At 61.0% G+C, this 24,808-nt stretch carries 18 protein-coding genes; 9 read left to right on the plus strand and 9 right to left on the minus strand.

The window, feature by feature from the left end:
- Position 1: 1 nt before the first annotated feature.
- The 3 genes from H8L67_RS01110 (at position 2) to H8L67_RS01120 (ending at position 2,668) form a co-directional block, all read left to right on the plus strand.
- Entirely contained in the window at positions 2–928 is a 927-nt protein-coding gene (locus H8L67_RS01110; protein ID WP_220379971.1) for a class I SAM-dependent methyltransferase, read from the plus strand.
- A gap of 5 nt (positions 929–933) precedes the next feature.
- Positions 934–1,485 carry a pseudouridine synthase gene (locus tag H8L67_RS01115; RefSeq protein WP_220379972.1) on the plus strand — a complete coding sequence of 184 codons (552 nt, stop codon included), beginning with the start codon at positions 934–936 and terminating at the stop codon, positions 1,483–1,485.
- A 79-nt stretch (positions 1,486–1,564) separates the two neighbouring features.
- Complete coding sequence (locus H8L67_RS01120; RefSeq protein ID WP_220379973.1) at positions 1,565–2,668, plus strand: hybrid sensor histidine kinase/response regulator; 1,104 nt, start codon at positions 1,565–1,567, stop codon at positions 2,666–2,668.
- Positions 2,669–2,949: 281 nt separating this feature from the next.
- Here the strand turns inward: H8L67_RS01120 and H8L67_RS01125 are convergent, their stop codons facing one another.
- On the minus strand, positions 2,950–3,276 hold the full coding sequence (locus tag H8L67_RS01125) for a hypothetical protein (protein WP_220379974.1): 327 nt from the start codon (positions 3,274–3,276) through the stop codon (positions 2,950–2,952).
- 102 nt (positions 3,277–3,378) lie between these two features.
- On the minus strand, positions 3,379–5,880 hold the full coding sequence (gene hrpB, locus H8L67_RS01130; protein ID WP_220379975.1) for an ATP-dependent helicase HrpB: 2,502 nt from the start codon (positions 5,878–5,880) through the stop codon (positions 3,379–3,381).
- Positions 5,881–5,924: 44 nt separating this feature from the next.
- Between hrpB and H8L67_RS01135 the strand changes: the two genes are divergently transcribed.
- The 3 genes from H8L67_RS01135 to H8L67_RS01145 all read left to right on the plus strand — a co-directional run bounded on the left by H8L67_RS01135 (position 5,925) and on the right by H8L67_RS01145 (position 11,016).
- Positions 5,925–6,725 carry a TatD family hydrolase gene (locus H8L67_RS01135; RefSeq protein ID WP_220379976.1) on the plus strand — a complete coding sequence of 267 codons (801 nt, stop codon included), beginning with the start codon at positions 5,925–5,927 and terminating at the stop codon, positions 6,723–6,725.
- A 74-nt stretch (positions 6,726–6,799) separates the two neighbouring features.
- The gene (locus H8L67_RS01140; RefSeq protein WP_220379977.1) at positions 6,800–7,936 is read left to right on the plus strand and encodes an efflux RND transporter periplasmic adaptor subunit; all 1,137 of its coding nucleotides are present in this window, start codon (positions 6,800–6,802) and stop codon (positions 7,934–7,936) included.
- Positions 7,933–11,016: an efflux RND transporter permease subunit gene (locus tag H8L67_RS01145; protein ID WP_255555985.1), complete on the plus strand. Its 3,084-nt coding sequence runs from the start codon at positions 7,933–7,935 to the stop codon at positions 11,014–11,016. The genes H8L67_RS01140 and H8L67_RS01145 overlap by 4 nt, the downstream gene beginning before the upstream one ends.
- 14 nt (positions 11,017–11,030) lie before the next feature.
- On the opposite strand, the gene H8L67_RS01150 is transcribed toward H8L67_RS01145, so the two are convergent.
- The 3 genes from H8L67_RS01150 to glyQ form a co-directional block, all read right to left on the minus strand.
- A complete protein-coding gene (locus H8L67_RS01150) occupies positions 11,031–11,396 on the minus strand; it encodes a hypothetical protein (protein WP_220379978.1) in 366 nt (121 codons plus the stop codon).
- A gap of 69 nt (positions 11,397–11,465) precedes the next feature.
- The gene (gene glyS / locus H8L67_RS01155) at positions 11,466–13,538 is read right to left on the minus strand and encodes a glycine--tRNA ligase subunit beta (RefSeq protein ID WP_220379979.1); all 2,073 of its coding nucleotides are present in this window, start codon (positions 13,536–13,538) and stop codon (positions 11,466–11,468) included.
- Complete coding sequence (glyQ, locus tag H8L67_RS01160) at positions 13,535–14,452, minus strand: glycine--tRNA ligase subunit alpha (RefSeq protein ID WP_220379980.1); 918 nt, start codon at positions 14,450–14,452, stop codon at positions 13,535–13,537. Before glyQ ends, glyS begins: the two co-directional genes overlap by 4 nt.
- A gap of 60 nt (positions 14,453–14,512) precedes the next feature.
- Between glyQ and H8L67_RS01165 the strand changes: the two genes are divergently transcribed.
- Both H8L67_RS01165 and H8L67_RS01170 read left to right on the plus strand, forming a co-directional pair.
- A complete protein-coding gene (locus tag H8L67_RS01165) occupies positions 14,513–15,241 on the plus strand; it encodes a glutamine amidotransferase (protein WP_220379981.1) in 729 nt (242 codons plus the stop codon).
- The gene (locus tag H8L67_RS01170; protein ID WP_220379982.1) at positions 15,238–16,116 is read left to right on the plus strand and encodes a BPSS1780 family membrane protein; all 879 of its coding nucleotides are present in this window, start codon (positions 15,238–15,240) and stop codon (positions 16,114–16,116) included. Before H8L67_RS01165 ends, H8L67_RS01170 begins: the two co-directional genes overlap by 4 nt.
- On the opposite strand, the gene H8L67_RS01175 is transcribed toward H8L67_RS01170, so the two are convergent.
- Together H8L67_RS01175 and H8L67_RS01180 are read right to left on the minus strand one after the other, a co-directional pair.
- The gene (locus tag H8L67_RS01175; RefSeq protein WP_220379983.1) at positions 16,113–17,855 is read right to left on the minus strand and encodes a potassium/proton antiporter; all 1,743 of its coding nucleotides are present in this window, start codon (positions 17,853–17,855) and stop codon (positions 16,113–16,115) included. The genes H8L67_RS01170 and H8L67_RS01175 overlap by 4 nt on opposite strands.
- A 79-nt stretch (positions 17,856–17,934) precedes the next feature.
- Entirely contained in the window at positions 17,935–19,662 is a 1,728-nt protein-coding gene (locus tag H8L67_RS01180; protein WP_255555986.1) for a D-(-)-3-hydroxybutyrate oligomer hydrolase, read from the minus strand.
- Positions 19,663–19,828: 166 nt separating this feature from the next.
- Here H8L67_RS01180 and H8L67_RS01185 point away from each other — a divergent pair, with 166 nt between their 5' ends.
- On the plus strand, positions 19,829–20,494 hold the full coding sequence (locus H8L67_RS01185) for a response regulator (RefSeq protein WP_220379985.1): 666 nt from the start codon (positions 19,829–19,831) through the stop codon (positions 20,492–20,494).
- A gap of 5 nt (positions 20,495–20,499) precedes the next feature.
- On the opposite strand, the gene H8L67_RS01190 is transcribed toward H8L67_RS01185, so the two are convergent.
- Positions 20,500–21,327, minus strand: a complete 828-nt coding sequence (locus tag H8L67_RS01190) for an alpha/beta fold hydrolase (RefSeq protein WP_220379986.1) — start codon at positions 21,325–21,327, stop codon at positions 20,500–20,502.
- 51 nt (positions 21,328–21,378) lie between these two features.
- Positions 21,379–24,699 (minus strand): hybrid sensor histidine kinase/response regulator, encoded by a 3,321-nt coding sequence (locus tag H8L67_RS01195; protein WP_220379987.1) that lies wholly within the window; start codon positions 24,697–24,699, stop codon positions 21,379–21,381.
- Positions 24,700–24,808: the final 109 nt, after the last annotated feature.

The following is a 24,808-nucleotide window of genomic DNA, read 5'->3' on the forward strand; positions in this document are numbered from 1 at the left end:
CATGCAAAAGTCCAAGCTCCTAGCCTGTTCCCTTAGCCTGGTGCTCTCCGCCTGCGCCAGCTCGGCATCCCACGATGTCGCGACCGGCACCGACGGCGCGCCCGTCCACTCAGCGGCCGCCATCGCCGCAGTTGAAGCGGCAGACGCTGCGGCCAAAGCCGCTGCCGATGCCGCCGACGAGGCCGAATTACAAATGGCCATCGATCGCGAAGATCGCTCAGCCGCCAATCGCGCCCGCGACGTCTATCGCCATCCGTTCGACACGCTGCGCTTCTTCCAAGTCACGCCGCGAAGTCATGTGGTGGAAATCACGCCCGGTGGCGGTTGGTACACGGAAATCCTGCAGCCGTACCTGATCACTGACGGTTCCTACACCGCCGCATTGGTGGATCCCGCGACCGTGCCCATGGGTGCATCGCGCGCATTCCAAGAAAAACAACGCGATACCTTTGCGCGCTTTCTCGCGGGCAAAGTGCAAGGCTTTAACACGCTCAAACAGATCGGCTTCAATCCAAGTGCCCCCGTTTTCGGGGCTCCCGGTAGCGTGGACACGATTCTGACATTCCGTAACGTGCACAACTGGGTGGCCGCCGGCAATGCCCAGTTGTATTTCGACGCGTTCTTCAAAGCTTTGAAGCCGGGCGGCGTTTTGGGTGTGGCAGATCATCGCGCCAAACCCGGTACCGATCTCGACACCATGAAAAAGACCGGTTATCTCACCGAAGCACTGGTGATCGACTACGCGACCCGCGCGGGATTTGTGCTCGAAGAAACCTCGCAAATCAACGCCAACCCCGCGGACACGACCGACCATCCCAACGGTGTCTGGACCTTGCCGCCAACCAACCGGCACGACGCGAAAGATGATGCAAAGTACAAAGCCATCGGCGAAAGCGATCGTATGACTTTGCGATTCCGCAAACCCTGATCCGGATGTTGATCGCGTTCAACAAACCGTTCAACGTGCTCTGCCAATTCACGGATCAAAGCCGACCGCCGCGCGCGACCTTGGCCGACTTCCGTTTGCCGCCACGCGTTTACGCGGCCGGCCGCCTCGATTTCGACAGTGAAGGGCTGTTGCTGTTGACCGATGACGGCGCGCTCGCGCACCGGTTGACCGACCCCAAACACAAAGTTGCGAAAACCTATTGGGCCCAAGTGGAAGGCTCGCCAACCGAGGACCAGCTCGGACAGTTGGCGCGCGGGGTGCAGCTCAACGATGGCCCGACGCGTCCGGCGCGCGCGCGACTGCTCGACCCGCCGGCGATTTGGGCGCGCAATCCGCCGGTGCGATTCCGGAAAACCGTTCCCGACGCTTGGATCGAACTGGAAATCCACGAGGGACGCAATCGACAAGTTCGCCGGATGACCGCGGCAGTGGGTTTGCCGACACTGCGTTTGGTTCGCGTACGTATCGGTCATATCGGTTTGGAGACGCTGTCGCCGGGCGAATGGCGCGCGCTGGATGGATTAGCGCAACCATGAAGATAAACGGTTCATTAAACTTCGAGACGAGCGGAAATTAGCGGGCTATACTTCGCTTTCCTGAAGGGGTTCATAAAGCATGGCGTCGACGATTCCCCACTCCGGGCGCATCTTGGTCGTGGACGACCAAGACGCAAACCTGCGGGTGGTCTCCACATTGTTGACACGGAATGGCTACGAAGTGGCCACCGCCGAGAACGGCGAAGCCATGTTCGCCGCCTGCGAAGTCCAAATGCCGGACCTGATCCTGCTCGACATGTTGATGCCGATGATGGATGGCTTCGATGTCTTGACGCGCATGAAGCAAGATGAGGCGCTGATGCGAGTGCCTGTCATTTGCCTGACAGCGATGCAGGATCGCGATCTGTTGGTACGCGCCTTCGAGGCCGGCGCCGTGGATTACATCACCAAGCCGTTTCTGGCGGAAGAATTGTTGGCGCGCGTCAGTGCACACGTCGGCCTCAAGTTGACCAGAGACCGCTTGGAGCGCGTGGCTAGCGAACGGCAAAGTCTGGTGAATCTGGTGGCGCATGATCTGAAGAACCCACTGACCAGCATCATGTTTGCCAGTGAAGTGATCATCCACGAGGGCTGCAAGCCCGAGCGCGTGCCGCGCTATCTGGAAATGATTCACGAAAGCGCGAACGATGCCGTGGTCTACATCCGGCGCTATCTCGAATCGCAGGATCCGCACAACGTTGCCATGGACAATGCCGCACATACCGGTGCGGGTTTGAACGATACGCTCGATTGGCTGAGATCGCGCTATGAGCTGCAATGTGAAAGCAAAGGCTTGGCAATGCAGGTGGTCACAGTGCCCGAAGAACGCACGGCGGCCGTGGACGCCATGGTGCTGCGCCAGGTGTGCGAAAACCTCATTACCAATGCGTTGAAATACGCGACCGAAGGGGGCGAGCTCAAACTCACTGCACGTACCGGCGCACCGGGTTTTGGCGTAATCATGGCGGAAGATCGCGGCCCTGGCATTCCTAGCCACAAGCAACGTGAATTGTTCAAAGCGTTCACTCGCTTGTCAGATGACGATACCCATGCAGAGATGTCGAACGGCTTGGGACTGTCATTGGCGCGGCAAATCATTTCGCGCTTCGGCGGACAGTTGTTCTATGAAGATCGCGAAGGCGGCGGGTCGCGGTTTGTGGTGGAGTTGCCGTTGCGGGCATAGCTCGCTGTTAGGTAGTCATCATCATGGCTACACTGGCTACATCATGCATGGTGTGCCTACGTTTCCGATGACATTCGACAAAGAGGCTATTTACCAGCTACGTATCAACGGTCGTATGGGGTGGTTCCGTTGGTGATGCATTTTGGTAGGGGAGCGCCTCATCCGGCGCTTCGCGCCACCTTCTCCACTTTGTGGAGAAGGGCTGGGGAAATTGGGGATGAAAAAACGGCGCCTTGCGGCGCCGTCAAAACTTTCACCCAAACACCAAACCACTCTGAAAACTATTCGCTCTTTGCACGCGAAATCTTGCGTGCGGTGACGCGTTTACTCTTGCCTTCGATCACCTCGCCGGCTTCAAGCTTTTTCTGCTGTGCGCGGCGGGTGGCGTACATCAATGCGCCGGCGCCGGCGAGGGCGGCAACGGCCAGCACGGGATTGCGGCGCGCAAAGCGCAGGCCGATGCGCGAGCCGGTACGCAATGCGGTGAGCGCAGCGCCGGTTTCGACCCACTTCATGGCCTTGCCCGGCAAGCCGTTCTTCAAATTGCCGCCCAGCTTCTCTGCCATGTCGCCAGCGACGGATGCGAGATCTTCAAATTTGTTGCTCATGGCGCAAATCCAAGTCTGTCAAACGATGGGCTCAGTATCTGGCGCGGAATGTCATACCCGCGTGATAAATCCTTGGCACGCGCCGCGAGCCTGAATCGGCATTCAAGTTCCGCGCGGTTTGGCCCTGTGCGTCGCGGTTGCGGACCATGGGTCATCCGGCCAGGGGTGCTTGGGATAGCGGCCCTTCATCTCTTTTTTCACTTCCGGATAGGTGCGATCCCAGAAACCGCGCAAGTCGCGCGTCACCTGTAGCGGCCGACCGCCGGGCGAGAGCAAATGCAAGGTCAAGCTGACACGGCCGTCGGCAATCGTCGGGGTATCACCAAGGCCGAACAACTCTTGCAACTTCACCGCCAGCACCGGTGCTTCGGGTTCACCCTCGTGATCGAGCGCGTAATGGATATCGCGTGACAGTCCCGAGGGCACTTGCATTTGCTTCGGCGCATGCATGTCGAGCGCCTGTTGTTGCGACCAATCCAAGCGTGTTCGCAAGGCATTCGACAGCGCCTGCGTATCCAAGGCTGACAATCGCGTCTTTCCGGCGAACGCGGGCGCGAGCCAATCATCCAAGTCGGCGACGAGACTGTCGTCATCCATCGCGGGCAAGGCCAATGCCGGCAAATGCTTGCGCAGCAGTTGAACTCTCGCCTGCCACTGCCGGCTGGCATCAGACCATGGAAGCACCGCGAGACCCAGTCGGCGGACCGCATCCACCAAGGCAGCCTGCGCGCGCTCGGCATCTACTTGGCCGCCAGGCGCACGCGACAGCACGATGCGATCGAAGCGTTTGATCCGTGCGGCCACCAAGGCGGCACGCGCTTCGTCCCACTCCACTTCATCCCCTTCCTGGAATTGTGCGGAGAAGGCCTCGCGCAAATAGGCTTCATCCACCGGCGCCGCCGACAGGATGCGTGCATCGGGTCGGGCGTAATGCAGTTCATTGATGACGAGCCAAGGCTCGCCAAGCAACTGCGTGTACTCAGACAACTTGGCGGTTTGTCCGTTGGCCAATTGGTAGCGATACGGATCGTTCGCACTCGCACGCGCAATACGGTCGGGATAGGCCTGCGCGAGCAATGCCCCCAAGGCATGCGCAGGCAATACGTTGGGCGCCCCTGCATCGACGCGCAATCGTTTACGCCATTGCATCGCGGCACGATCCAACGCGCGCAAGGCGCCGGCGTGTGCGCCGTCCACAAATCCTCTTGCGCGAAATGCCGCCAGTGCTTGCCAGCGTTCTGCGAAAGCATCACCCGGACGCAGCAGGGGTGAGCGCGCATCGGCCAAGGCGATCAGATCGCAGGCGAGGGCGCGCTCGGTGGGGGTTTGTGCGGATAACACCATCGCACCCATGCGTGGATGCAGTCCGAGCTCGAGCAGGCGACGGCCGCGGGCAGTCAAGCTCTGATCTCGATCCAAGGCGCCAAGGTCGCGCAGCAAGGCCGAGGCGTTCTGCATCGCGGCCGTGGGCGGTGCGGTCACAAAACGCAAATCGTCACTGCCCCAGGCGGCAAGCTCAAGACGCAGCGGTGCAAGATCCGCCTGCAGGATTTCCGGTGTGCGTTGTGACTGCAGGCGCTGCGATGCCGGCCAAAGGCGCAGTGCCAGTCCTTCGGCAACGCGGCCCGCGCGGCCGGCGCGTTGGTCGGCCGAGGCTTGCGAAATTCGTCGCGTTTCCAGATGGGTGAAGCCGGTGTCGCTGTTGAATGCGGGTTCGCGTGCGAGGCCGGAATCGACGACGATACGCACGCCGGGCAAGGTGACGCTCGATTCCGCGACATTGGTGGCGAGTACGACGCGACGCGCGTGTGCGGACGGCGATAGCAACGCCGCTTGTTCTTCTACCGGGAGGTCGCCGTGCAGCGCACGAATATCGACCTCCGGCATGGCCTGCTCAAGCACCGCTTGGGTCAAGGCGATATCGCGCTTGCCCGGCAGAAACACCAAGGCGTCGCCTGCCATGTTCGCCGTGGCGTCGGCGAGCGCGCGTCGGATGTGCTGTGACAGCTTTTCCTCGCGCTGGGCGTCGACATGGCGGATCTCGACCGGATAGGCGCGCCCCGCGCTGCTGACGCGCGGTGCGTCCAACCACGTGGAAAGTGCTTCCCCGTCCAGCGTCGCCGACATCAACACAATGCGCAGATCCTCACGCAAGCCCGATTGCACATCCAAGGCCAAGGCCAATCCCAAATCGGCGCTGAGGTGGCGCTCGTGAAATTCGTCGAACACAATCGCACCCACACTTTCAAGCATGGGGTCTTCTTGGATCATGCGTGCCAGCAGGCCTTCGGTCACGACCAAAATGCGCGTGCTCGCAGAGACTTTACGCTCGAAGCGGATCTGGTAGCCGACGCGATCGCCCGGCGCCTCACCCAATTGCTTCGCCATGAAGCTTGCCGCCGCACGTGCGGCGACGCGTCTTGGCTCCAGCATCACAATTTGCCGGCCCTCAAGCCACGCCGCATCCAATAGGGCCAGCGGCACCTGTGTGGTTTTGCCTGCGCCGGGGGGCGCCTCCAGCACCAAGCGTGTATGGCTTCCCAAAGACGCCAAGATGTCCGGCATCACATCTGCGATCGGCAATGTCGGATCGATGTGCGGCATCCGCCCGCGAGCCCTGTGCGTTCTGGACTTGCGATAATACGCGCATGGAATTGATTGATATCGGTGCAAATCTCACCCACGACAGCTTTGATCGCGATCGCGATGCGGTGATTCAAGCGGCGCGCGCGGTCGGCGTGGCGCAAATGGTCGTGACCGGCGCCTCGCGCGAGCATTCGCCGATGGCGCTTGAACTGGCGTTGCAGTATCCCGGCATGTTGTTTGCCACAGCCGGTGTGCATCCGCATCACGCCGTCGAATACACCGAAGAATGCGACGCCGAAATGCGCGCACTGCAGGCGCACGCGGAAGTCGTGGCGGTTGGCGAGTGCGGTCTGGACTACTTCAGGGATTTCTCGCCGCGACCGGCGCAACGCAAAGCGTTCGAACGCCAATTGCAGATCGCCGTCGACACCGGCAAGCCGGTGTTCTTGCACCAACGCGATGCGCATGCGGATTTCATGGCCATCATGAAGCAGTTTGACGGCCAGTTGTCTCGCGCGGTCGTGCACTGTTTCACCGCTACCCGCGAAGCCTTGTATGACTATCTCGATCAGGATTGGTATGTCGGCATCACCGGTTGGTTGTGCGATGAGCGTCGTGGCCGGCATCTGCGCGAGATGGTGAAAGACATTCCGGCAGACCGCTTGATGGTGGAAACGGATGCGCCCTATTTGTTGCCACGTACCTTGCAACCGATGCCGAAGGATCGCCGCAATGAGCCGCGTTTCCTGCCGCATATTGTTGAGGAACTGGCACGCGATCGCGGCATAACGGCGGATCAAGCGGCGACCGATTCGACACGCGCCGCACGTACGTTTTTCGGCTTGCCCGCACTGCCGGGCTGAGCCCGCGAAGGCGTTTGCACGCGGCAACACAGGTGCGCAGTAAACTTGCGGGCTGATCCGGCTTAGGCTTGCATATGCGCGTTCATCCAATCTCCGCCCTTCTGGTTTTGGCAATCGCCGTGTCGTTGCCCGCGTGCAAAAAAGACGCGGAAAGCAAAGACGGCAAAGCGGCTGCGGAAGCCAGTGCCTCGACCCTCGCCGTGTCCACGACGCCTGTCGTCGAGCGCGACATGGCCAGCGGCATCACGGTCTCGGGACCGGTGGCCGCGGTGGAAGAAATGCAACTCGGCGTCGAGCTCTCGGGCCTGCGCGTAACTGGCTTGAACGTCGACGTCGGCCAAAGCGTGCGCCAAGGCCAAGTGCTGCTGACGCTCGACCATCGCACCTTGGATTCTGATCTCGCGCAAGCGCGCGCCGCATTGCGTGAAGCGCAAACCGGCGCGGACTTGGCACGCGCCAACCTTGCCCGCGGTCAGAACCTTGCGGCCGACAAATACATCTCGGCGATGCAACTGGATGAGCTGCGCGCGGCACGCACCCAAGGCGAAGCCCGCGTCGCCACCGCCCGCGCGGCGTTTGATGCCGCGTCGTTGCGTCGCAGCTTTGCGGATTTGCGTGCGCCGGCCAACGGCGTCATTTCAAAACGCTTGGTGCAATCCGGCCAAGTGGTCGCTGCCGGTATGGAGTTGATGCGTTTGATCCGCGATGGTCGATTGGAATGGCGTGCGGATCTGCCGGCCAGTCAGTTGGCGGCGGTGAAGCCGGGCGACACCATCCGGCTGACCTCGCGTGAGGGTGTCAACGTCGATGGCGTGGTGCGCGCGGTGAGTCCGGGTGTCGATGCGACGACACGCACCGGCACCGTCTATGCCAACCTGCCGGCGCCGCAAGGCCTGCAACCCGGCACCTTCTTGCAAGGCCATATCGCGACCGGCACCACCCGTGCGAAAGTCGTGCCGGCTTCTTCCATTGTCATGCGCGATGGATTCCCGACGGTCTTCGTGATCGAGAACGGCAACAAAGCGCGCGCGATCCGCGTTGAGCAAGGACAAAAAACCGGCGACTTGGTCGAAATCACCCGCGGTCTTGAGACCGGCAAAGCGGTGGTCACCGAAGGTGCCGGCTTCCTCGCCGACGGCGATACGGTCCGTGTTGTCGCGCCGACAACCAGCGCAGCAGCCAAGCCGCAAACGGCAGGGTCGCAACCGTGAGTGGGGGTGGCAATCTTTCGTCGTGGGCGATCAAACGTCCGCTGCCGGCAATCATGCTGTTCTTCGTGTTGTGCGTGGCGGGGCTCTACGGCTTCCATAAACTGTCGGTGGCGCGTTTTCCCGACATTGCCTTTCCGATGACCGTGGTCACGGTGATGCAGCCCGGCGCATCGCCTTCGCAGTTGGAAACCGAAGTCACCCGCAAGGTGGAAGACTCGGTCGCCACCATTCCGAACATCAAACGCATTACCTCCACCGTGGTGGAAGGCGTCAGCACGACGGCGATCGAATTCAATTTGAACGCCGATCTGATGACAGCATTGAATGACACCAAGGATGCGGTCACCCGCATCCGCATGGATCTGCCGCAAGACATTCAGGAACCGATCATTTCCAAAATCGACATCGGCGGATCATTGCTCACCTATGCCGTCGATGCGCCGAACATGACCGCGGATGAAATGTCCTGGTTTGTCGATCGCGATGTCTCGCGTGCCTTGTATGGCGTCGAAGGCGTTGCACAGGTCAAGCGAATCGGTGGTGTCGATCGGCAAATCCGCGTCGATCTGGATCCGCAGGCCCTTGAGGCGTTCGGTGTGACCGCAGGCGAAGTGTCGCAACAGTTGGCGCTCTCGCAAGTCGAGCGCCCCGGCGGCAAAGCGGAGCTCGCCGGCGAAGCACAGACCATTCGCACCATCGGTACCGTGCAAGACGCGCAACAACTGCGTGATTACAGCATCACCTTGGCCGATGGCCGCTCGGTGCGACTGTCATCGATTGCCACCGTCACGGACAGTGCCGCCGACCCCAGCCAAGCGGCGCTGTTGGATGGCCGCCCGGTCGTGGGCTTCTCCTTGGCGCGCACGCGCGGTTCTGACGAGCTCAAAGTTCGCGACGGGGTCAAAGACGCCTTGGCCACGTTGGCCAAAGAGCACCCGGGCGCAAACTTCAAAATCGTCAGCGACATGACGACGGAAACCGAGACCTCGTATCACTCGTCGATGGAGATGCTGTTCGAAGGCGCGATTCTCGCGTTGATCGTGGTGTATCTGTTCCTGCGCGATTGGCGCGCCACCTGGGTGTCCGCCATCGCGTTGCCGTTGTCGATCATCCCGACCTTCGCCGTCATCTACTTCCTCGGCTTCTCACTCAACATGATCACGCTGTTGGCGTTGTCGGTGGTGGTGGGCATTTTGGTGGACGATGCGATTGTCGAAATCGAAAACATCGTCCGACATCTCGGCATGGGCAAGAGCCCGATCGACGCGGCGCGTGACGCCGCCGACGAAATCGGCACGGCCGTGATCGCCACCTCGATGACCTTGGCGGCGGTGTTCGTGCCGGTGGCCTTCATGCCGGGTATTGCCGGCAAGTTCTTCCGTGAATTCGGTTGGACGGCCGCCACCGCGGTGTTGTTCTCGCTGTTGGTGGCACGCTTGTTGACGCCGATGATGGCGGCCTACCAGTTGAAGCCGCATGCCGATCATCAGGGTGAAGACGGCCGCGTCATGCAGCGTTACATGCGCATCGTCACTTGGGCCACGCACAACCGTTGGAAGACGCTGTTGATGGCCACCGTGTTTTTCTTCGCGTCGTTGGCAATGATTCCGTTCATTCCGACCACCTTCATTCCGGTGGCCGACCAAGGTCGCAGCAACCTCAGCATTGAACTGCCGCCGGGCACCACCATCGAAACCACCACCCAGGTGGCCGAACGGGCACGCAAGGAACTCTCCGGCATCAAAGAGTTGAAGCAGGTCTTCGCGATGATCGGCGCGGTGCCGGATGTCGGTGATCCGAGCAAATCCGGCGTGGCCGACGCACGACGCGCCACGTTGGTGCTGGAGTGGGCGGACAAAGGCGATCGCGACAAGACCCAGAAAGATCTGGAGCGTATCGCACGTGAAAAACTGTCGGATTTGCCGGGCGCCAAGATCAGCTACATCAGCAGTGAGCCCGGTGAACAGATGATGCTGGTGCTCTCCGGCGACGATCCGCAGAAACTTGAAGATGCGGCCGCCAAAGTTGAACGCGATTTGCGCAACATCCAGGGTCTGGGCAGCATCTCGTCTTCCGCATCGTTGTTGCGTCCTGAAATCCAAATCGTCCCGGATTCGGCACGCGCGGCTGATGTCGGCGTGGCCACTGCGGCCATCGCGGAGGCGGCGCGTGTGGCCACCGCCGGCGACTACACCCAACGGATGGCGAAGTTGAACTTGCCGGATCGTCAGATTCCGATCCGGGTCGGTTTCGCCCGTGAGGACTTGCGCGATCCGGCCACAATTTCGCAGCTGCGTGTTCGCGGCAAGGGCGGTCCGGTGCCGTTGGATGCCGTTGCCGATATCCGCCAGGGCAGTGGTCCTTCGGTGATTTCGCGCTATCAGCGTCAGCGCAACATCACGCTCACGGCTGAGCTCAACGGACGTCCCTTGGGCGAGGTAATGGGCGAAGTGCAGAAATTGCCTTCGGTGAAAAGTGTGCCGCCGGGCGTGAAGTTCATCAACACCGGTGATGCGGAAATCTTCATCGAACTGTTTGTCGGCTTCGCGTTGGCCATGGTGGCCGGCATTGTGTGCATTTACATGGTGCTGTTGTTGTTGTTCAACCACGCGTTGCAACCGATCACCATTCTGTGCGCGATTCCTTTGTGTGCGGCCGGTGCCTTCGGCGCGTTGTTGATTACCCAGAACGCCTTGTCATTGCCGGCATTGATCGGCTTGCTGATGTTGATCGGCATTGCCACCAAGAACTCGATTCTGTTGGTGGACTACGCGGTGATGGCGGAAGACGAACAGGGCATGAGCCAACATGAAGCAGTGTTGGATGCCTGCCATAAGCGTGCACGTCCGGTCATCATGACCACCATCGCAATGGGCGCGGGTATGTTGCCCTTGGCCCTGGGCTTTTCGGGCGACTCCAGTTTCCGTGCGCCGATGGCCTGGGCGGTGATTGGCGGATTGATCACTTCCACCGCGTTGAGCTTGGTGGTGATTCCCGCTGCGTACACCGTGTTGGATGATCTGGGTGATTGGGTGAACCGCAAGTTGGGTCGCCAAGCGCGCCATCCGCACGCGGCCTGACCCAACCGCGCGCGTCAATGCGAATAGGGCGAGTTTTCCGGCTTGCCCTTGCCGCGCCAACGGCCTTCGCGCTTTGCCTGCGGGCACACGCTCATGTACTGCTGCAGCGAATTGACGTCGTTGTCTGACCAGCGTTGATAGGTGTACGGATAGATAGGGCAGGTACCGGTGCTCGGCACCGGGCAATAACCGGGCGTAAGGCGCCATAGCGCGCGCACCGGTTGCTCGGGTGACCAAGCGCGGGGATTGTCTTTGATGCCTTGCGTGCAGAACACGAAGGGATCATTGTCGCGAAAGCGGATTTGCTCGTAATACGGTTTGTCGGCCGCAAAAGCGCTGCCGGCGAAGACACAAACGAAGCTCAACAGAAGAAAACGCACGGACTCATCCCTCCCCGGACAAGTCACGAAGTCTACGTCGCGCGCCCGGCGGCGCGCGAAAGAATCAGACTAAACCGACAAGTGCTCGATGGCCGCCACCGAGCCCAGCGCGCCGGCCAATGCATTCAACAAAGCCAGGCGATTGCCGCGCACCGCCACGTCATCGGCGTTGACCATCACGTCGTTGAAAAACGTATCCACGGGCGCGCGCAATTGCGCCAGACGCGACAGCACGGCGCTGTAATCCCGTGCAGCCAGCGCGGCGCGAGTGTCATACAAGGTGGATTGCAGTGCGGCATGCAGTGCATGTTCCGCCGGTTCAACCAGCAATGCGGTGTCGATCTTCGCCGCGATGTCGGCTTCCGACTTGCGCAAAATATTGCGAATGCGTTTGTTTGCTGCCGCCAAGGCTTCCGCATCGGCAGAGCGTGCGAACCCTTTGACGGCATCCAAGCGCGCTGCAAAATCCGGCAGCGAATCGTGGACAACATTCATCACCGACTCGAATTGCTGCGGCGTCGCGCCTTTCTCGGCGAAGTAGGCCCGCAAGCGGTCGTAGAGGAACTGGGTGACGTCAAACGGATGGACGTCGGCCACGTGTGACGGTTGCAAGGCCCACGCGCGTTCGAACCATTCGTTCGGCAACAGATCGTGACCGCCTTCCAGCAAGGTGCGGGCAAGACCCAGGGCATTGCGACGCAAGGCAAACGGATCCTTGTTGCCGGTGGGCTTCAAGCCCGCGGCAAAGCCGCCCGCCAAAGTATCGAAGCGCTCCGCAATTGCCAAGGTCTGACCGAGCTTGGACGGCGCGATGTCGTCCGCGGCGTTGCGCGGCATGTAGATCTCGTCCAAGGCGGCGGCGATGTCGCCCGTTTCACCTTGTGCGGCCGCATAGTGACGTCCGGCAATGCCTTGCAGCTCCGGAAACTCGTTCACCATGCGTGATTGCAAATCGTTCTTGGCGAGGCGTGCCGCTTTGGCGGCCGCGTCGGCGTCCACACCGAGCACCGGAGCCAGCGCCGAGGCCAAGCTCGCGACGCGTTCGACTTTGTCGGCGACGCTGCCGAGTTTGGCTTGGTAGGTGACGCTCTTGAGTCCGTCGCCCATGGCCACCAAGCCTTGCTTCAAGTCTTCGTCGAAGAAGAATTTGGCATCGCTGAAACGCGGACGAATGACCCGCTCGTAGCCTTTGCGGACTTCATCCGGGGCTTTCGATTCGATGTTGGCGATGCCGATGAAATGTTCGGTCAACTTGCCGTCGCGATCGAGCACCGGGAAATACTTCTGATTGGTTTCCATGGTTTCGATCAGGGCTTCTTGCGGAACAGCCAAAAAGGCCGGCTCGAATGCGCAGCGAATCGGCGACGGCCATTCCACCAGGCCGTTCACTTGTTCGAGGTTGTCGGCATCGATGCGCGCGCGGCCACCCACTTCCGTGGCGGCCTGATTGACCTGTTCGACGATGCGGGCACGACGCGTGTCGGGATCGACCAAGACGAACGCATGCTGCAAGGCTTCGACGTACTGCGTCGGCGAATCGAGCGTGATGTCGCCGGGCTGCATGAAGCGATGACCGCGACTGCGGTTGCCGGCGGTCACGCCGAACACGCTGGCCGGCGCGACGTCGTGACCGAGCATCAACACCAACCAGTGCACCGGACGGGCAAAGGCGTAAGGGTGCGCGCCCCAACGCATCGGCTTCGGAATCGGCATGGCGGCAATGGCTTCTTGCACGATCTCGCCGAGGATGTCGACAGTGGCCACACCCGGTTTGACGGCGCGATGGACGAAGCGCTCACCTTTGCCGTCGGTGGTGCGCTCGAGCTGTTGCCAGTCAATGCCGGCTTTGGCGGCAAACCCTTCCAGCGCTTTGGTCGGTTTGCCTTCCGCATCGAGCGCGATGTTCAAATACGGGCCCAGCACTTCGCTCTTTTGTTCGGGTTGTTGGCTGGCGACATCCGACAACAACACAGCGAGGCGACGCGGGGTGTAGAGCGGCTTGGCATTGCCGCGCACAAACGCGATGCCGCGTTTTTCCAAACCGGCCAACACGCCGTCAAAAAATGCCTGCGCCAACACCGGCAAGGCCTTGACCGGCAATTCTTCGGTGCCTAGTTCGATCAGCAGCGGTTGCGTTTTCATGCCGAGGCCTCCGTCGCTGGCTTTTTCAATGCCGGAAATCCCAGCTTTTCGCGTTGCGCGTAGTAGCTCTCGGCCACCGCTTGCGCCAATTTGCGCACGCGCAAGATGTAACGTTGACGTTCCGTCACCGAGATGGCACGGCGTGCATCCAACAAATTGAAACTGTGCGAGGCCTTCATCACTTGCTCGTACGCCGGTAGCGGCAAGTTGACTTCGACCAATTTCACCGCCTCACGCTCGCAGGCATCGAAGCGATGGAAGAGTTCTTCGACGTCCGCATATTCAAAGTTGTAAGTGGACTGTTCCACTTCGTTTTGGTGATAAACATCGCGATACAGGACCGGCGTGCCATCCGGGCCATACGTCCACACGATGTCGAACACGTTGTCGACGTTTTGCAGATACATGCACAAACGCTCGAGGCCGTAGGTGATTTCACCGAGCACGGGTTTGCATTCCAAGCCGCCGGCTTGCTGGAAGTAAGTGAACTGGGTGACTTCCATGCCGTTCAACCACACTTCCCAGCCGAGGCCCCAGGCGCCGAGCGTGGGAGATTCCCAGTTGTCTTCCACCAAGCGCAAATCGTGCACCTGCGGATCAATACCGAGGGATTTCAACGAATCGAAATACAGTTCAACGATGTTGTCGGGCGACGGTTTCATCGCCACTTGATATTGGTAGTAGCGTTGCAACCGGTTCGGGTTTTCACCGTAACGGCCATCGGTCGGGCGGCGACAGGGCTGCACATAGGCGGCATTCCACGGCTCCGGTCCGAGCGAGCGCAAAAACGTCGCGGCGTGAAAGGTCCCGGCGCCGACCTCCATGTCCAAAGGTTGGATCAGGACGCAACCTTGTTCGCCCCAATAGGCGTTCAAACGCTGGATCAGTTGCTGGAAAGTGATGGCGACAGACATGGGGTGCATCCGTACTTGCAAGCCCGTTAGTATAGTTTGGACACCACAGCTTCCCTACCGATGCACGCCCCTTTCCTGATTTTGCAAACAGGGGAACCGGTCCCCGAACTTCGCCGTCATCGTGGATTTCCCCACTGGATTCGCGTCTCGGGCGAGATTCCCCGTGATGGCACAGACGTCATCAACGTGGCCAATGGCGAGCCTTTACCCGAGCGCGTGCCCTATGCCGGCATTTTCGTCACCGGTTCGCCGGCCATGGTGACGGATCGCCAAGCCTGGAGCGAAAGCACGGCCGAATGGCTGCGCGGTCGCATCGCTGCCGGCATCCCCACATTAGGCATTTGCTACGGGCATCAGCTGATTGCACACGCGCTGGGCGGAACCGTCGACAACAACCCTGCGGGACGGGAAATCGGTACGGTCGAGATCACCCGGTCCATGACCGAGGAGGACCCGTTGATGCAAGGGATGCCCGCGCAGTTTCCGGCCCATGCAAGCCATATGCAAAGCGTCATCCACTTGCCGGACGATGCGGTGGTCTTGGCACGATCGGCGCTGGAACCGCATCAGGCGGTGCGCTATGCGCCCAATTGCTGGGGCCTGCAGTTCCATCCGGAGTTTTCGACGCAAATCACGCGGACATATGTCAAAGCGCGCGCGGCACGGATTCAGGAAGAAGGTGGCGACGTTGACAGCCTCTTGGGTACCATACGTTCGACACCGGAAGCGAGGGGGTTGCTTCGTCGTTTCGTCCGGATCGCACATCGAAGACTTTTGGGGAAGACGTGAATAATCAATCGAACAAAGTGCCGGCGTCGTCGGGTGCGCAGTGGATCCTCGATGGCTTTGCCGCCTTTCGAGCAGCGCCGGGACCCTACCTGTTGGTTGCAGGCACTTATGCCGCCGGCGTTTTGGTGGCCACCTTGCTGATGAAGGGCTCGCCGGTGTTCGGCATGTTGGTGTTGCTGGTACTGACGCTGATGCAGCCGATTTTCGTGGCGGCCTTGGTACTTGGCGCACATGAGGCAGATGCCGGACAACGTCCGGGCATGGATTTGCTGCCGCGTGTTCACGCGACCGGCAAAATGTCGCAACTTTTGTTGACGTTGTTGCCGCAAATCACGGCCGGTCTGATTTCGGGCTTCTTGCTGTATTTCATGGTCGGTAGCCAAAACCTCAGCCATACCATCGAAGTGTTGGAAGCCATCCAGAACAATCCGCAAGCACAGACCGAATTGATGAAAGAACTGCCGCTTGCCGAATTCGGCCGCTGGGCGCTGTTGTCCTTGGTGCTCGGATTGATCGCGGCGATGTTCACGTTCCTCGCCATTCCGCAAATCCTGTTCAACGGTCGCCGCTCCATGGATGCGATGCGTGACAGCTTCCGCGGCGTGACCGGCAATCTCACCGCCGTCATCCTCGGCTTCATCTTCTTCGTGATCACGGTGCTCGCCATCCTCGTGGCGTTCATGATCGTGTCGGGTCTGATCAGCGTGGTCGCCGGGCGCGGTGCCGCCGATTTGATCGGCAGCTTCCTGCAAATTCTGGTGTTGCTGCCGTTGCAGGGTTTGATCACCTACGCGGCATGGAAGTCGATCTTCGGCAACGCTTCGAACACGCCGGCCATCGACAGCGCGCGTTCGTCCAATCAGTTCGAGGCTTAAGCGTTCGCGCCTGAAATCAGGCGCTCGCCGAGTGACAGCAGGCGCAAGCCGACTTCACTCACCCGATCATCTTTCGTGGCCCGCACCGTCAGGGTGGCGGGCCCGATCCCCAAGTGATCACCGATCTGCGGCATGTCGTCGAAACGTTCGGCAAACAAGTTTGCTGCGGTGAATTTCCTGAAACGCGCCGGCACGTGCAGGTCATAGAACTCGGCCAAAGTGCCGAGTTCCACATCACCTGGCAAGACCAGCTCGCCGAATCGCGACCCCTGCGCATCGGTCGATTCGTTGCCGACAAACATCCAGTCCAAGCGTTGTGCACTCGCGCTCGGGGCGAGCAGGTACGCGTAGTCTTGAACTTGCACACCGCCGGATTCTTCCGCGGATTGAATCTTGCCGTCGCGCACCACCATCAACAAACGGACGTTGAGCGGCCAATGCACCGGGTTCAAGGCACGGCACCCCGGGGCGACGCGATAGCCGAGCAATTCATATTCAAGTTGACCGGGCAGATCGAGTTGTACGCGACGTGTATCGGGGTCTTTTCGCGGTACGGCAATACCAAAGAAATGCGCCGCGCGCGGCAGGGTCCAGCCTTGCACCACCAGCGAGGTCAGCACCACCACGAAGGCGACATTGAAATACATCCACGCGTTCGGCAGTTTGGCGAGCAGGGGAATGGAGGCCAGAAAGATGCCGACTGCACCGCGCAAGCCGACCCAGGCAATGAAACCAATCTCGCCCAGCCGGTATTTGAACGGCATCAAACAAGCGAATACAGCAACGGGGCGAGCGACCAGCATCAGGAAGGCGGAGATGCCCAGGGCGGGCCACAAGATTTTCAACAAGTCATGCGGTGTCGCCAGCAGACCGAGCAACAGGAACATCACCAACTGTGCGAACCACGTGGCGGCATCCTGCACCGACATGACATCACTGCGGGCGCGAACCGGTCGATTCGCGACCAAGACACCGGCGATATAGACGGCGAGATAGCCACTGCCGCCGACCAGATTGGTGAGTGCGAACAGCGTCAGTGCACTGGCAATTGCCAACCAAGGATGTAGTCCGGCGGGCAGGTCATAGCGGTTGAGTGCCCAGACGATGACGCGTCCGCCGAGATAGCCCAAGACCACACCGGCACCGATGGCGAGCACGATGCTCCACAACAGGCCCAGATACGTTTGCGCTTCGGTTCCGGCGATCCAAACGGTGATCGCGGTGGTGAGAAAAATCGCCATCGGGTCGTTGGCGCCCGATTCGAGTTCGAGGGTGCTGCCGGTGCGCTTCTCCAGATGCAAACCACCGGCACGAATCAGGAAGAACACCGCCGCCGCATCCGTCGAGGCCACGACGGTACCCAGCAGGAGCGACTGCAACAGATTCAGATCCAACAAGTAGTGGCTGGCGACCGCGGTGAGTGCGGCGGTGATCAAGACGCCCACTGTTGCCAGCACGATGCTCGGTGTGACGCTGCCGCGCACCGCATCGGCGCGGGTGCGCAAGCCGCCGTCGAACAAAATCACACACAGTGCCACCGAACCGATCAGGAAGGTGAGGCGCGTGTCGCTGAAACGAATACCGCCGATGCCATCGACGCCGAGCAACATGCCGATGACCAGGAACACCAACAACAACGGCGCACCGAAGCGGCGTGCCAGCAGTGAAGAAGCGACGCCCGCGAGCACGAGGAGGGCGTAGCCCAGGAGTCGGACATCAATGTGGTGCAAAGCATCCATTGGTCGAATCCAGGCCCTCGCAAAGATTCGAGTGTAAACAAGCTACGCTGAATGCGTCATCCGAATTTTCTTCACTCGCTTATTGCGGCAATTTCAAATCCGTGGCGGTGACGGCACCGGTGCCACGTGGTGTTGCCTCGATATGCAAGTCGCCATCGAGCGTGGATTTGTGCTCAAGCGTCGACCACATCCGATCCAAGCCGGCATACATGTAGGGCAACAGCGGCACAAAGCGCGCTGCATAAGAAGGGAAGGCGAGGAAAGCATCGAAGTGCTCGGCTTTGCCGACGGTCCAGTAGGCCACCGGGCGACCCGCTGCGCGCGCGGCAGCGACATACGGTGCACTGCTGAACACCGGTGGCACCAAGCCGTCTTCATCACCGTGGATCACCAGAACCGGCAGACCGCGTCGTGGCATTTTGGTTTGTGTCGCTGCGATGCCCGCACGTACGCGCTGTGCATCCGCATTGTCGCCCGTCCACAACGCGCGCAAGCATTGTTCGCCCGCCAAAGTGAAATCCGGGGGCGCCATGCGCGGGTCCTTCAGCAGAATGCCATTCCCCGGCGGAATGCCGGCGGATTCGCTCCACCAAGTGTTGCGTTCGACCGCCGTGCTCGGGCGTGGCTGCAGTTGCGCCGTCATCGCCGTGTAGCTGTAGCCGCACGGGTGTTCGCCTGCGCGATAGCGGCCATAAGCCGAAGCGTACGCAGCCGTCACCGCGCGCCACAAATCGAAACCGGTCGAAGCGGCACCCGCGGTCAGCGAAATGTCCTTCCAACCACTGGCGCGTAACACTGCACGCGCCGAGGCGGCTTGTTGCGCCACGGTCGTTCCGTCAATCAGTCCCTGCGCCTTCAAACTCGCGCAGCGTTGTTTCCACAGCGGCTCCACTTGCGCGCGCATCGGCGGCTGCGGCAAGGCATCGACCGGCAGATCGAGCAGTGCGCACGGCATGAAGATGGCCGCCTCAGTCGCGAAGTCATACAAGGGACGATTGCCCTCGACATAGACGTTGGGCTCACCGGCCACAACGCCATCGAGCCAGTCGCCATCGAGTTCGGCCGCGCGCAATACCGCGCCGCCGCCATTGGAAATGCCGGTGGCAATGACGCGCGTGTTTTCGAAGGTAAACGGCGCTTGATTCGGCAGGGCTTCGCTGAGTTGATGCAAAGCGAACTGCGCCGCTTGCTTCACGTGGCGTCCCCAATCCGCTTCCGGGTTGTCTTCCGAATGTGCGTGCTTGAACGCAACGCCGGTGGCACCTTCGGCGAGGCGGGGTTCAAATGCCGCGGCGTTGCCGGCAGCAACGCGCATGCCCGAGGCATCGACGCCTTCACCGGCATCGATATCGAACAAGTCGCTGCCTGCGGCCTTGTCGGTATGCACCACGGCGCAACCGCGCGGCAACGCCCAGGCAGAAGCGACGGAAATGGCCCCATACACGCCGCGCGAGCCCGAGGCCGCGGCCACAATCAGGCAGCGTTTGCCGGCATCGAAGTTGTCCGGCAACTGCAGGACGACGCGGTGGGGTTGCGTGGCGCCCGGCAAACGCAACAGGGTTGAAAATTCGCGACCCGGAATGTTGGCGACGCTGCCATACACCTCGCCATAGCCACCTTGCGGCGACAGGTCGGCGATGCCGCGCCAGTTCGACCAAATCGCACGTCGGCGCAGTTCGGCGGCGGTCGGATGTTCCGGATCGGCGAACTTCGGCGCCGTCATCTCACGCAAGCCGGCGAGGCCGAGGCCGGCCGTCAACAGATCATCGCCCTGCCGATGCTCGGAAACAGTCACAGGTGCGGACATGATCGGTTCCTCGGATTTCGTGCCGGTCATCGCGCAAGCGGACGCCAACATCGCAGCGGCTACAGGGATCAGGATTTTCATACGCTGACATTAGCGCGAGCTGCGTGTCGCTGCATCGTACTTTGGTGCAACGCCGCGATGGCGCGCGGGCTGATAGGCTCGACAGATGCCTTCGATGCTTATCGCCGACGACCATCCATTGTTTCGCGCCGCCTTAAAACAGGTGGCCGCCGACGCGGTGAGCGACATGAAAATGTACGAAGCCGATTCCTTGGATGCGGTCATGGCGCAGCTCGAGCAGTTGCCCGATATCGATTTGATCCTGCTCGACCTTCACATGCCGGGCAACCACGGCCTGACCGGGCTCGCCGCGATTCGCGCGCAGTACCCGGCGGTGGCGGTGATCGTCGTCTCCGCCAATGATGATCCGCGCGTGGTGCGCCGGGCATTGGATCATGGCGCGGCCGGCTTCTTACCCAAGGTATCCGGCCTTGATGATTTGCACGATGCGATTCGATCGGTGTTGGCCTGCGAACGCTGGTTGCCGCCGGGCATGCGTGCCGCGGTACAGCGTGCGGAATCCTCGCCGGATGATCGTGCGTTGGCTTCGCGTTTGGCGAGCCTCTCGCCGCAGCAGTTCCGTGTGTTGCAGTTGGTCGCGGAGGGCTTGTTGAACAAGCAGATCGCCGACCGTTTGGATATCCAAGAACGCACGGTGAAGGCGCATGTCACCGCGATTCTGGAGCGCCTTGGCGCGCGCAATCGCACCCACGCCGGCGTGATTCTTCGCGAACTCGAGTTGGGTGATCCAAGCCGACACCTGCCGGCTTGATCTGATTACTTCTTCAAGAACGCCAACAATGCATCGTTGAAGGCCTGCGCATGGCTGACGTTGCAACCGTGGGGTGCGCCGTTCAACAAGACGAGTTCGCTGCCGGGAATGCGTGCATGGGTGAGTGCGCCCGAATGTTCGAGCGGCACGATCACATCGGCGTCGCCGTGAAGAATCAAGGCGGGAACATCCACCTTGTTCAGATCATCGCGGAAATCCGTTTCCGAGAACGCGTGCATGCATTGCACGGCGGCATTCGGATCCGACTGATGGCAGAGCGTGATCGCCGCTTGTCGTTGCGCTTCGGTCACTTTCAACTCGCCGTCCACTGAAAAGAACGTTCGAGTGAACTGATCAAAAAACGCGGCGCGATCCTTTTTCAGGCCGGCTTCCATGTCCGCCTCGGCAGACGGTGTCATTGCACCTTCGGGGTTGTCTGCGGTTTTCATCATGAACGGCGGAATCGCCGCGGCGAAGACCACTTTGGCCAAACGTGCGGTGCCATGCCGCGCAACATAACGGGCCACTTCGCCGCCACCCATCGAAAAGCCGACCAACGTCGCGTCACGCACATCACGCGAATCAAGCAGATCGGCAAGATCATCACTGAGGGTGTCGTAGTCGTAGCCGGTGGCCGGTTTGTCGGATTGACCGAAGCCGCGACGGTCATAGGCGATCACGCGATAGCCCGCGTCTTGCAGTGCGGTTGTCTGTGCTTGCCAGGAGGCGCCCGAGAGCGGCCAGCCGTGAATCAAGACAACCACGGCGCCGTCGCCGCCGGTGTCTTCAACATGCAAACGGACGCGCGCTTCGGCTGTGTTTGGGGCGGTCATATCGGCTCCTTGTCGAGGGGAGGGATCGGACAAGCTGTCATCCCGGTTCGGTCAGGGTGGCACAACCGCTGCAAGCATCCGGTCAAGAACCGATTTCAACGCCAAAGCGCGCACCGGTTTGCGCAATAACGTGAGGCCGCGCTCTTGCACTTCACGGCGCATGGCTGCGCTGTCGTCGGCGGTGAGCACCAAGGTTGGGCGCTCACCGAACTCACGGCTCAATGCCTCTTGCACCTCGAGTCCGGTCGCGCCGTGGTCCAAATGAAAGTCCAAGAGCCAAGCGTCTACGGCATGCGCGCGCATCTGCGTGGCGGCACCGGAAAGATCGTGTGCGGTCAGAACCTGGTAGCCCCAGCCACGCAGGGTTTGCGACAAAGCCTCCAATGCCACCGGGTCGTTATCGACCGCCAACAAGGTGCGCAACGTCGGGTCGCGCTCCAATGGTGCGCGCGCGACCGGTGCTGTCGTGGCGACGCACACCGCAAAGCTACTGCCGCGACCGCGCTCACTGCGCACCAACAACGGCGCGCCCAACAGATCAGCCAAGCGTTTCGCAATGGCCAAGCCGAGACCGAGGCCCTGTCCCGGGACATCCTCGCCGCGGCTGAACTCTTCGAAGATGCGTTCGAGTGAATCGGGCGCGATGCCGACGCCGCTGTCGTGCACCTCGATACGCACTTCGCGACCCACACGACGTACACCCAACAACACGCGTCCCTGTGGCGTATAGCGCACCGCGTTGGCAATGAAGTTTTGCAAAATGCGACGCAACATCAACGGGTCGCTGTCCACCCAGAGCGCGCAAGGTCGGTAGCGGAATCGCAGCCCGCGTGCGCCGGCCAATGCGCTGAACTGCGCGGCAAGCGGATCCAGTAGCTCGTTAAGAGGGAAGGCGCGCTTTTCAACGATGAGACCGCCCGATTCAATCCGCGACAGATCAAACAAGTCGCCTAACAAATCACTCGTGGCGTCCAAGGCGCCCTGTATCTGCGAGAGTGTGCGTTGTTTGGCAGGCTCGGGTGTCTGCTGCAGCAGCACGTCAGTGAACAATTGCGCCGCGTGCACGGGTTGCAACAGGTCATGGCCGATCGCCGTGAGCAAACGCGATTTCGCCTCGTTGGCGCGCTCGGCTTCATCGCGTGCCTCATCCAAGAGCTGCGTACGTTCGACGACGCGTTGCTCCAAGGTGGCGTTGATGTTCTGCAAGTCGGCAGCCGCGCGTCGGAATGCGGTCACATCGGTGAAGGTCGCGACGAATCCGCCGCCGGGCATGGGATTGCCGCGGATTTCAATCGTGGCGCCATTCGGAAAGATGCGTTCGGACAAATGCGGTGTGCCTGCGCGCATGTGCGCAAGGCGGCGTGCCAAGGCTTGTTCGCGCGTGGCTGCCTGCCCCATGCGATCCAATGCCCAGCGACTGGCATCGGCAATTGGCATACCCACCGACAACATGCCTTCGGGGAAACCGAACAGCTCCTGATAACGCGTGTTCCACGCGACCAACTTCAAGTCAGCGTCCACCACGCTGATGCCCTGACTCATGTTTTCCAACGCGCCTTCGAGCACACGCTGATTGAATTTCAGATCTTGCGAGGCTTGGCCAACGATGCTCGCTACCGTGTCGAGCTCTGCCGAGGTTTTGCGTTGGGCGGTATCCAGCAACAAACGCGCGGAGGCACTACCAAGTACGCCGGCCAGCGCGCGTTCGACCGCGTTCAAGGTGTCGAAATCCACTGCGCCGGTGGCCGGTGCCGATTTCAGCAGGGCATCGACGCGTTCGGTGCCGAGGAATCGCAAACTGGCATGACGCAAGGTCTGCGCATCGAAGCGCCGACGCGCCAATCCGGTGGTGCGCGGCAGACCGAAGGCGGCGAGTGCGGTCGTCAACGAGGCCACCAACAAGCTGACGCCCACGGCGCGGGCCAAGCGACCCCAGCCGGTCAAAGCCAACAAGCTGTCAGGCGCCAAGGCTTGGATGCCGAACGGCCCTTGGGCCAACCACGCTTTCGAGATCCAACCGGCGTCACCCAACAAAGGCAACAACATTGCCCAGCTCCATGCGATGAAGCCGGCGATGATGCCAAGGGAAACCGCGCGTGCGGGGGTATGCGGCAACAACGCCGCCACTAACACCGCGGGCCCAAGCGTGGCGAGTGCCGAAAATGACACGGCGCCGACATCGGCCAATGCGTCTTCGCCGGCCACCGCTCGCCCGTAGATCCAAGCCAACAGGACAATGACGATGATGCCGGCGCGGCGCAGCAGCAGCACGCGGCCGCGCAAATCGCCCGCTTCGCGTGCCCAGGCACCGCGAAGCAGGCCAGGTGCGAGCCAGTGATTGCCGATCATCAAACTGAGCGCCAACAAACTGATCACCGTCATCCCGGTGGCAGCGGCCAAGCCGCCGAGAAAAGCGAACAAGGCAAGACCATTGGCGCCCTGTGCCATCGGCAGAGCCAACACGTACAGGTCGGAATTCACGGCCGAGCCTGCGAATTGCGCCGCGCCGGCGCGTGCGAGCGGTAGCAGCGGCAGCGAAATCAGCACCATGTACAACGGAAACACCCAGCGCGCCAAACGCAAATCGCGTTCGTCACGACATTCCACGATGCCGACGTGAAATTGGTGCGGCAAGGTAAACATCGCAAGAATGCCGAGCACCACCAGTGGCGCGAAGCCTTGCAGATCGGGACGGGTCGCGACATTCGACGCCACAAACGCATCCGGACCTTGCCGCGCCACGAACAAACCCAAGGCCAGCATCGCCAGGAGCTTGAAGACCGATTCAAGCGCAATGGCGAAGACCAGTCCGTGGCTGTGACCACCGATGTCCGCCTTGCGCGTACCGAACAAAATCGCGAACCCGGCAACGACGCAGGCGACAATGGGTGCGATATCGGTATCCGGTTGGCCACCCTCGGTGGATTGCAATCCGTTGACCAACAGGTCGTAGCCCATCGAGACCGCTTTGAGCTGCAAGGCGATGTACGGAATCAAACCGAGAATCGCCACCAAGGTGACCAGCGCGGCCAAAGGCGCGTTGCGTCCCAAGCGTGCGCCGATGAAGTCGGCCAGAGAGCTGGCATGGACCTCGCGCGCGCGGCGCACCAGACCTACTACCGCCGCGCCGCCCAAGGCATACAACAAGATGGTGCCGACGAAGGTCGGCGGCAGCGGCGATTGATAGCGTGCCGCTTGGGTCACGGTGCCGAAAAATGTCCAAGAGGTGCAATACACGGGCAACGACAGCGCGTAGATCCACGCCCAATGCCGCGACAACCACGCCGGCTTGCGATCGGCCAACATCGCTGCGGCGAACAAGACGGTCAGCCAAATCAAGCAGCACAGAATGACAACGCTGGCGCTCAACATCGCGGTTCGATTTCCCGTTTCGACACAATCATTCCAAGCATATCGTTTGCGCCGCGCCGATCGTAAAAAAAGAGCCCGGCATGTGCCGGGCTCTGCTTGAAGCGATCAG

The organism is Lysobacter soyae, assembly GCF_019551435.1.
In the GTDB taxonomy this organism is placed as follows: domain Bacteria; phylum Pseudomonadota; class Gammaproteobacteria; order Xanthomonadales; family Xanthomonadaceae; genus Solilutibacter; species Solilutibacter soyae.

What these genes read in the sequence shown, in the direction of transcription:
- H8L67_RS01140 (WP_220379977.1), top strand. Translation starts at nt 6,800, where the DNA reads ATGCGCGTTCATCCAATCTCCGCCCTTCTGGTTTTGGCAATCGCCGTG.
- H8L67_RS01135 (WP_220379976.1), top strand. Translation starts at nt 5,925, where the DNA reads ATGGAATTGATTGATATCGGTGCAAATCTCACCCACGACAGCTTTGAT.
- H8L67_RS01185 (WP_220379985.1), top strand. Translation starts at nt 19,829, where the DNA reads ATGCCTTCGATGCTTATCGCCGACGACCATCCATTGTTTCGCGCCGCC.
- H8L67_RS01195 (WP_220379987.1), bottom strand. Translation starts at nt 24,699, where the DNA reads ATGTTGAGCGCCAGCGTTGTCATTCTGTGCTGCTTGATTTGGCTGACC.
- H8L67_RS01110 (WP_220379971.1), top strand. Translation starts at nt 2, where the DNA reads ATGCAAAAGTCCAAGCTCCTAGCCTGTTCCCTTAGCCTGGTGCTCTCC.
- glyS (WP_220379979.1), bottom strand. Translation starts at nt 13,538, where the DNA reads ATGAAAACGCAACCGCTGCTGATCGAACTAGGCACCGAAGAATTGCCG.
- H8L67_RS01190 (WP_220379986.1), bottom strand. Translation starts at nt 21,327, where the DNA reads ATGACCGCCCCAAACACAGCCGAAGCGCGCGTCCGTTTGCATGTTGAA.
- H8L67_RS01125 (WP_220379974.1), bottom strand. Translation starts at nt 3,276, where the DNA reads ATGAGCAACAAATTTGAAGATCTCGCATCCGTCGCTGGCGACATGGCA.
- H8L67_RS01115 (WP_220379972.1), top strand. Translation starts at nt 934, where the DNA reads ATGTTGATCGCGTTCAACAAACCGTTCAACGTGCTCTGCCAATTCACG.
- H8L67_RS01120 (WP_220379973.1), top strand. Translation starts at nt 1,565, where the DNA reads ATGGCGTCGACGATTCCCCACTCCGGGCGCATCTTGGTCGTGGACGAC.
- H8L67_RS01175 (WP_220379983.1), bottom strand. Translation starts at nt 17,855, where the DNA reads ATGGATGCTTTGCACCACATTGATGTCCGACTCCTGGGCTACGCCCTC.
- H8L67_RS01165 (WP_220379981.1), top strand. Translation starts at nt 14,513, where the DNA reads ATGCACGCCCCTTTCCTGATTTTGCAAACAGGGGAACCGGTCCCCGAA.
- hrpB (WP_220379975.1), bottom strand. Translation starts at nt 5,880, where the DNA reads ATGCCGCACATCGATCCGACATTGCCGATCGCAGATGTGATGCCGGAC.
- H8L67_RS01180 (WP_255555986.1), bottom strand. Translation starts at nt 19,662, where the DNA reads ATGTCCGCACCTGTGACTGTTTCCGAGCATCGGCAGGGCGATGATCTG.
- glyQ (WP_220379980.1), bottom strand. Translation starts at nt 14,452, where the DNA reads ATGTCTGTCGCCATCACTTTCCAGCAACTGATCCAGCGTTTGAACGCC.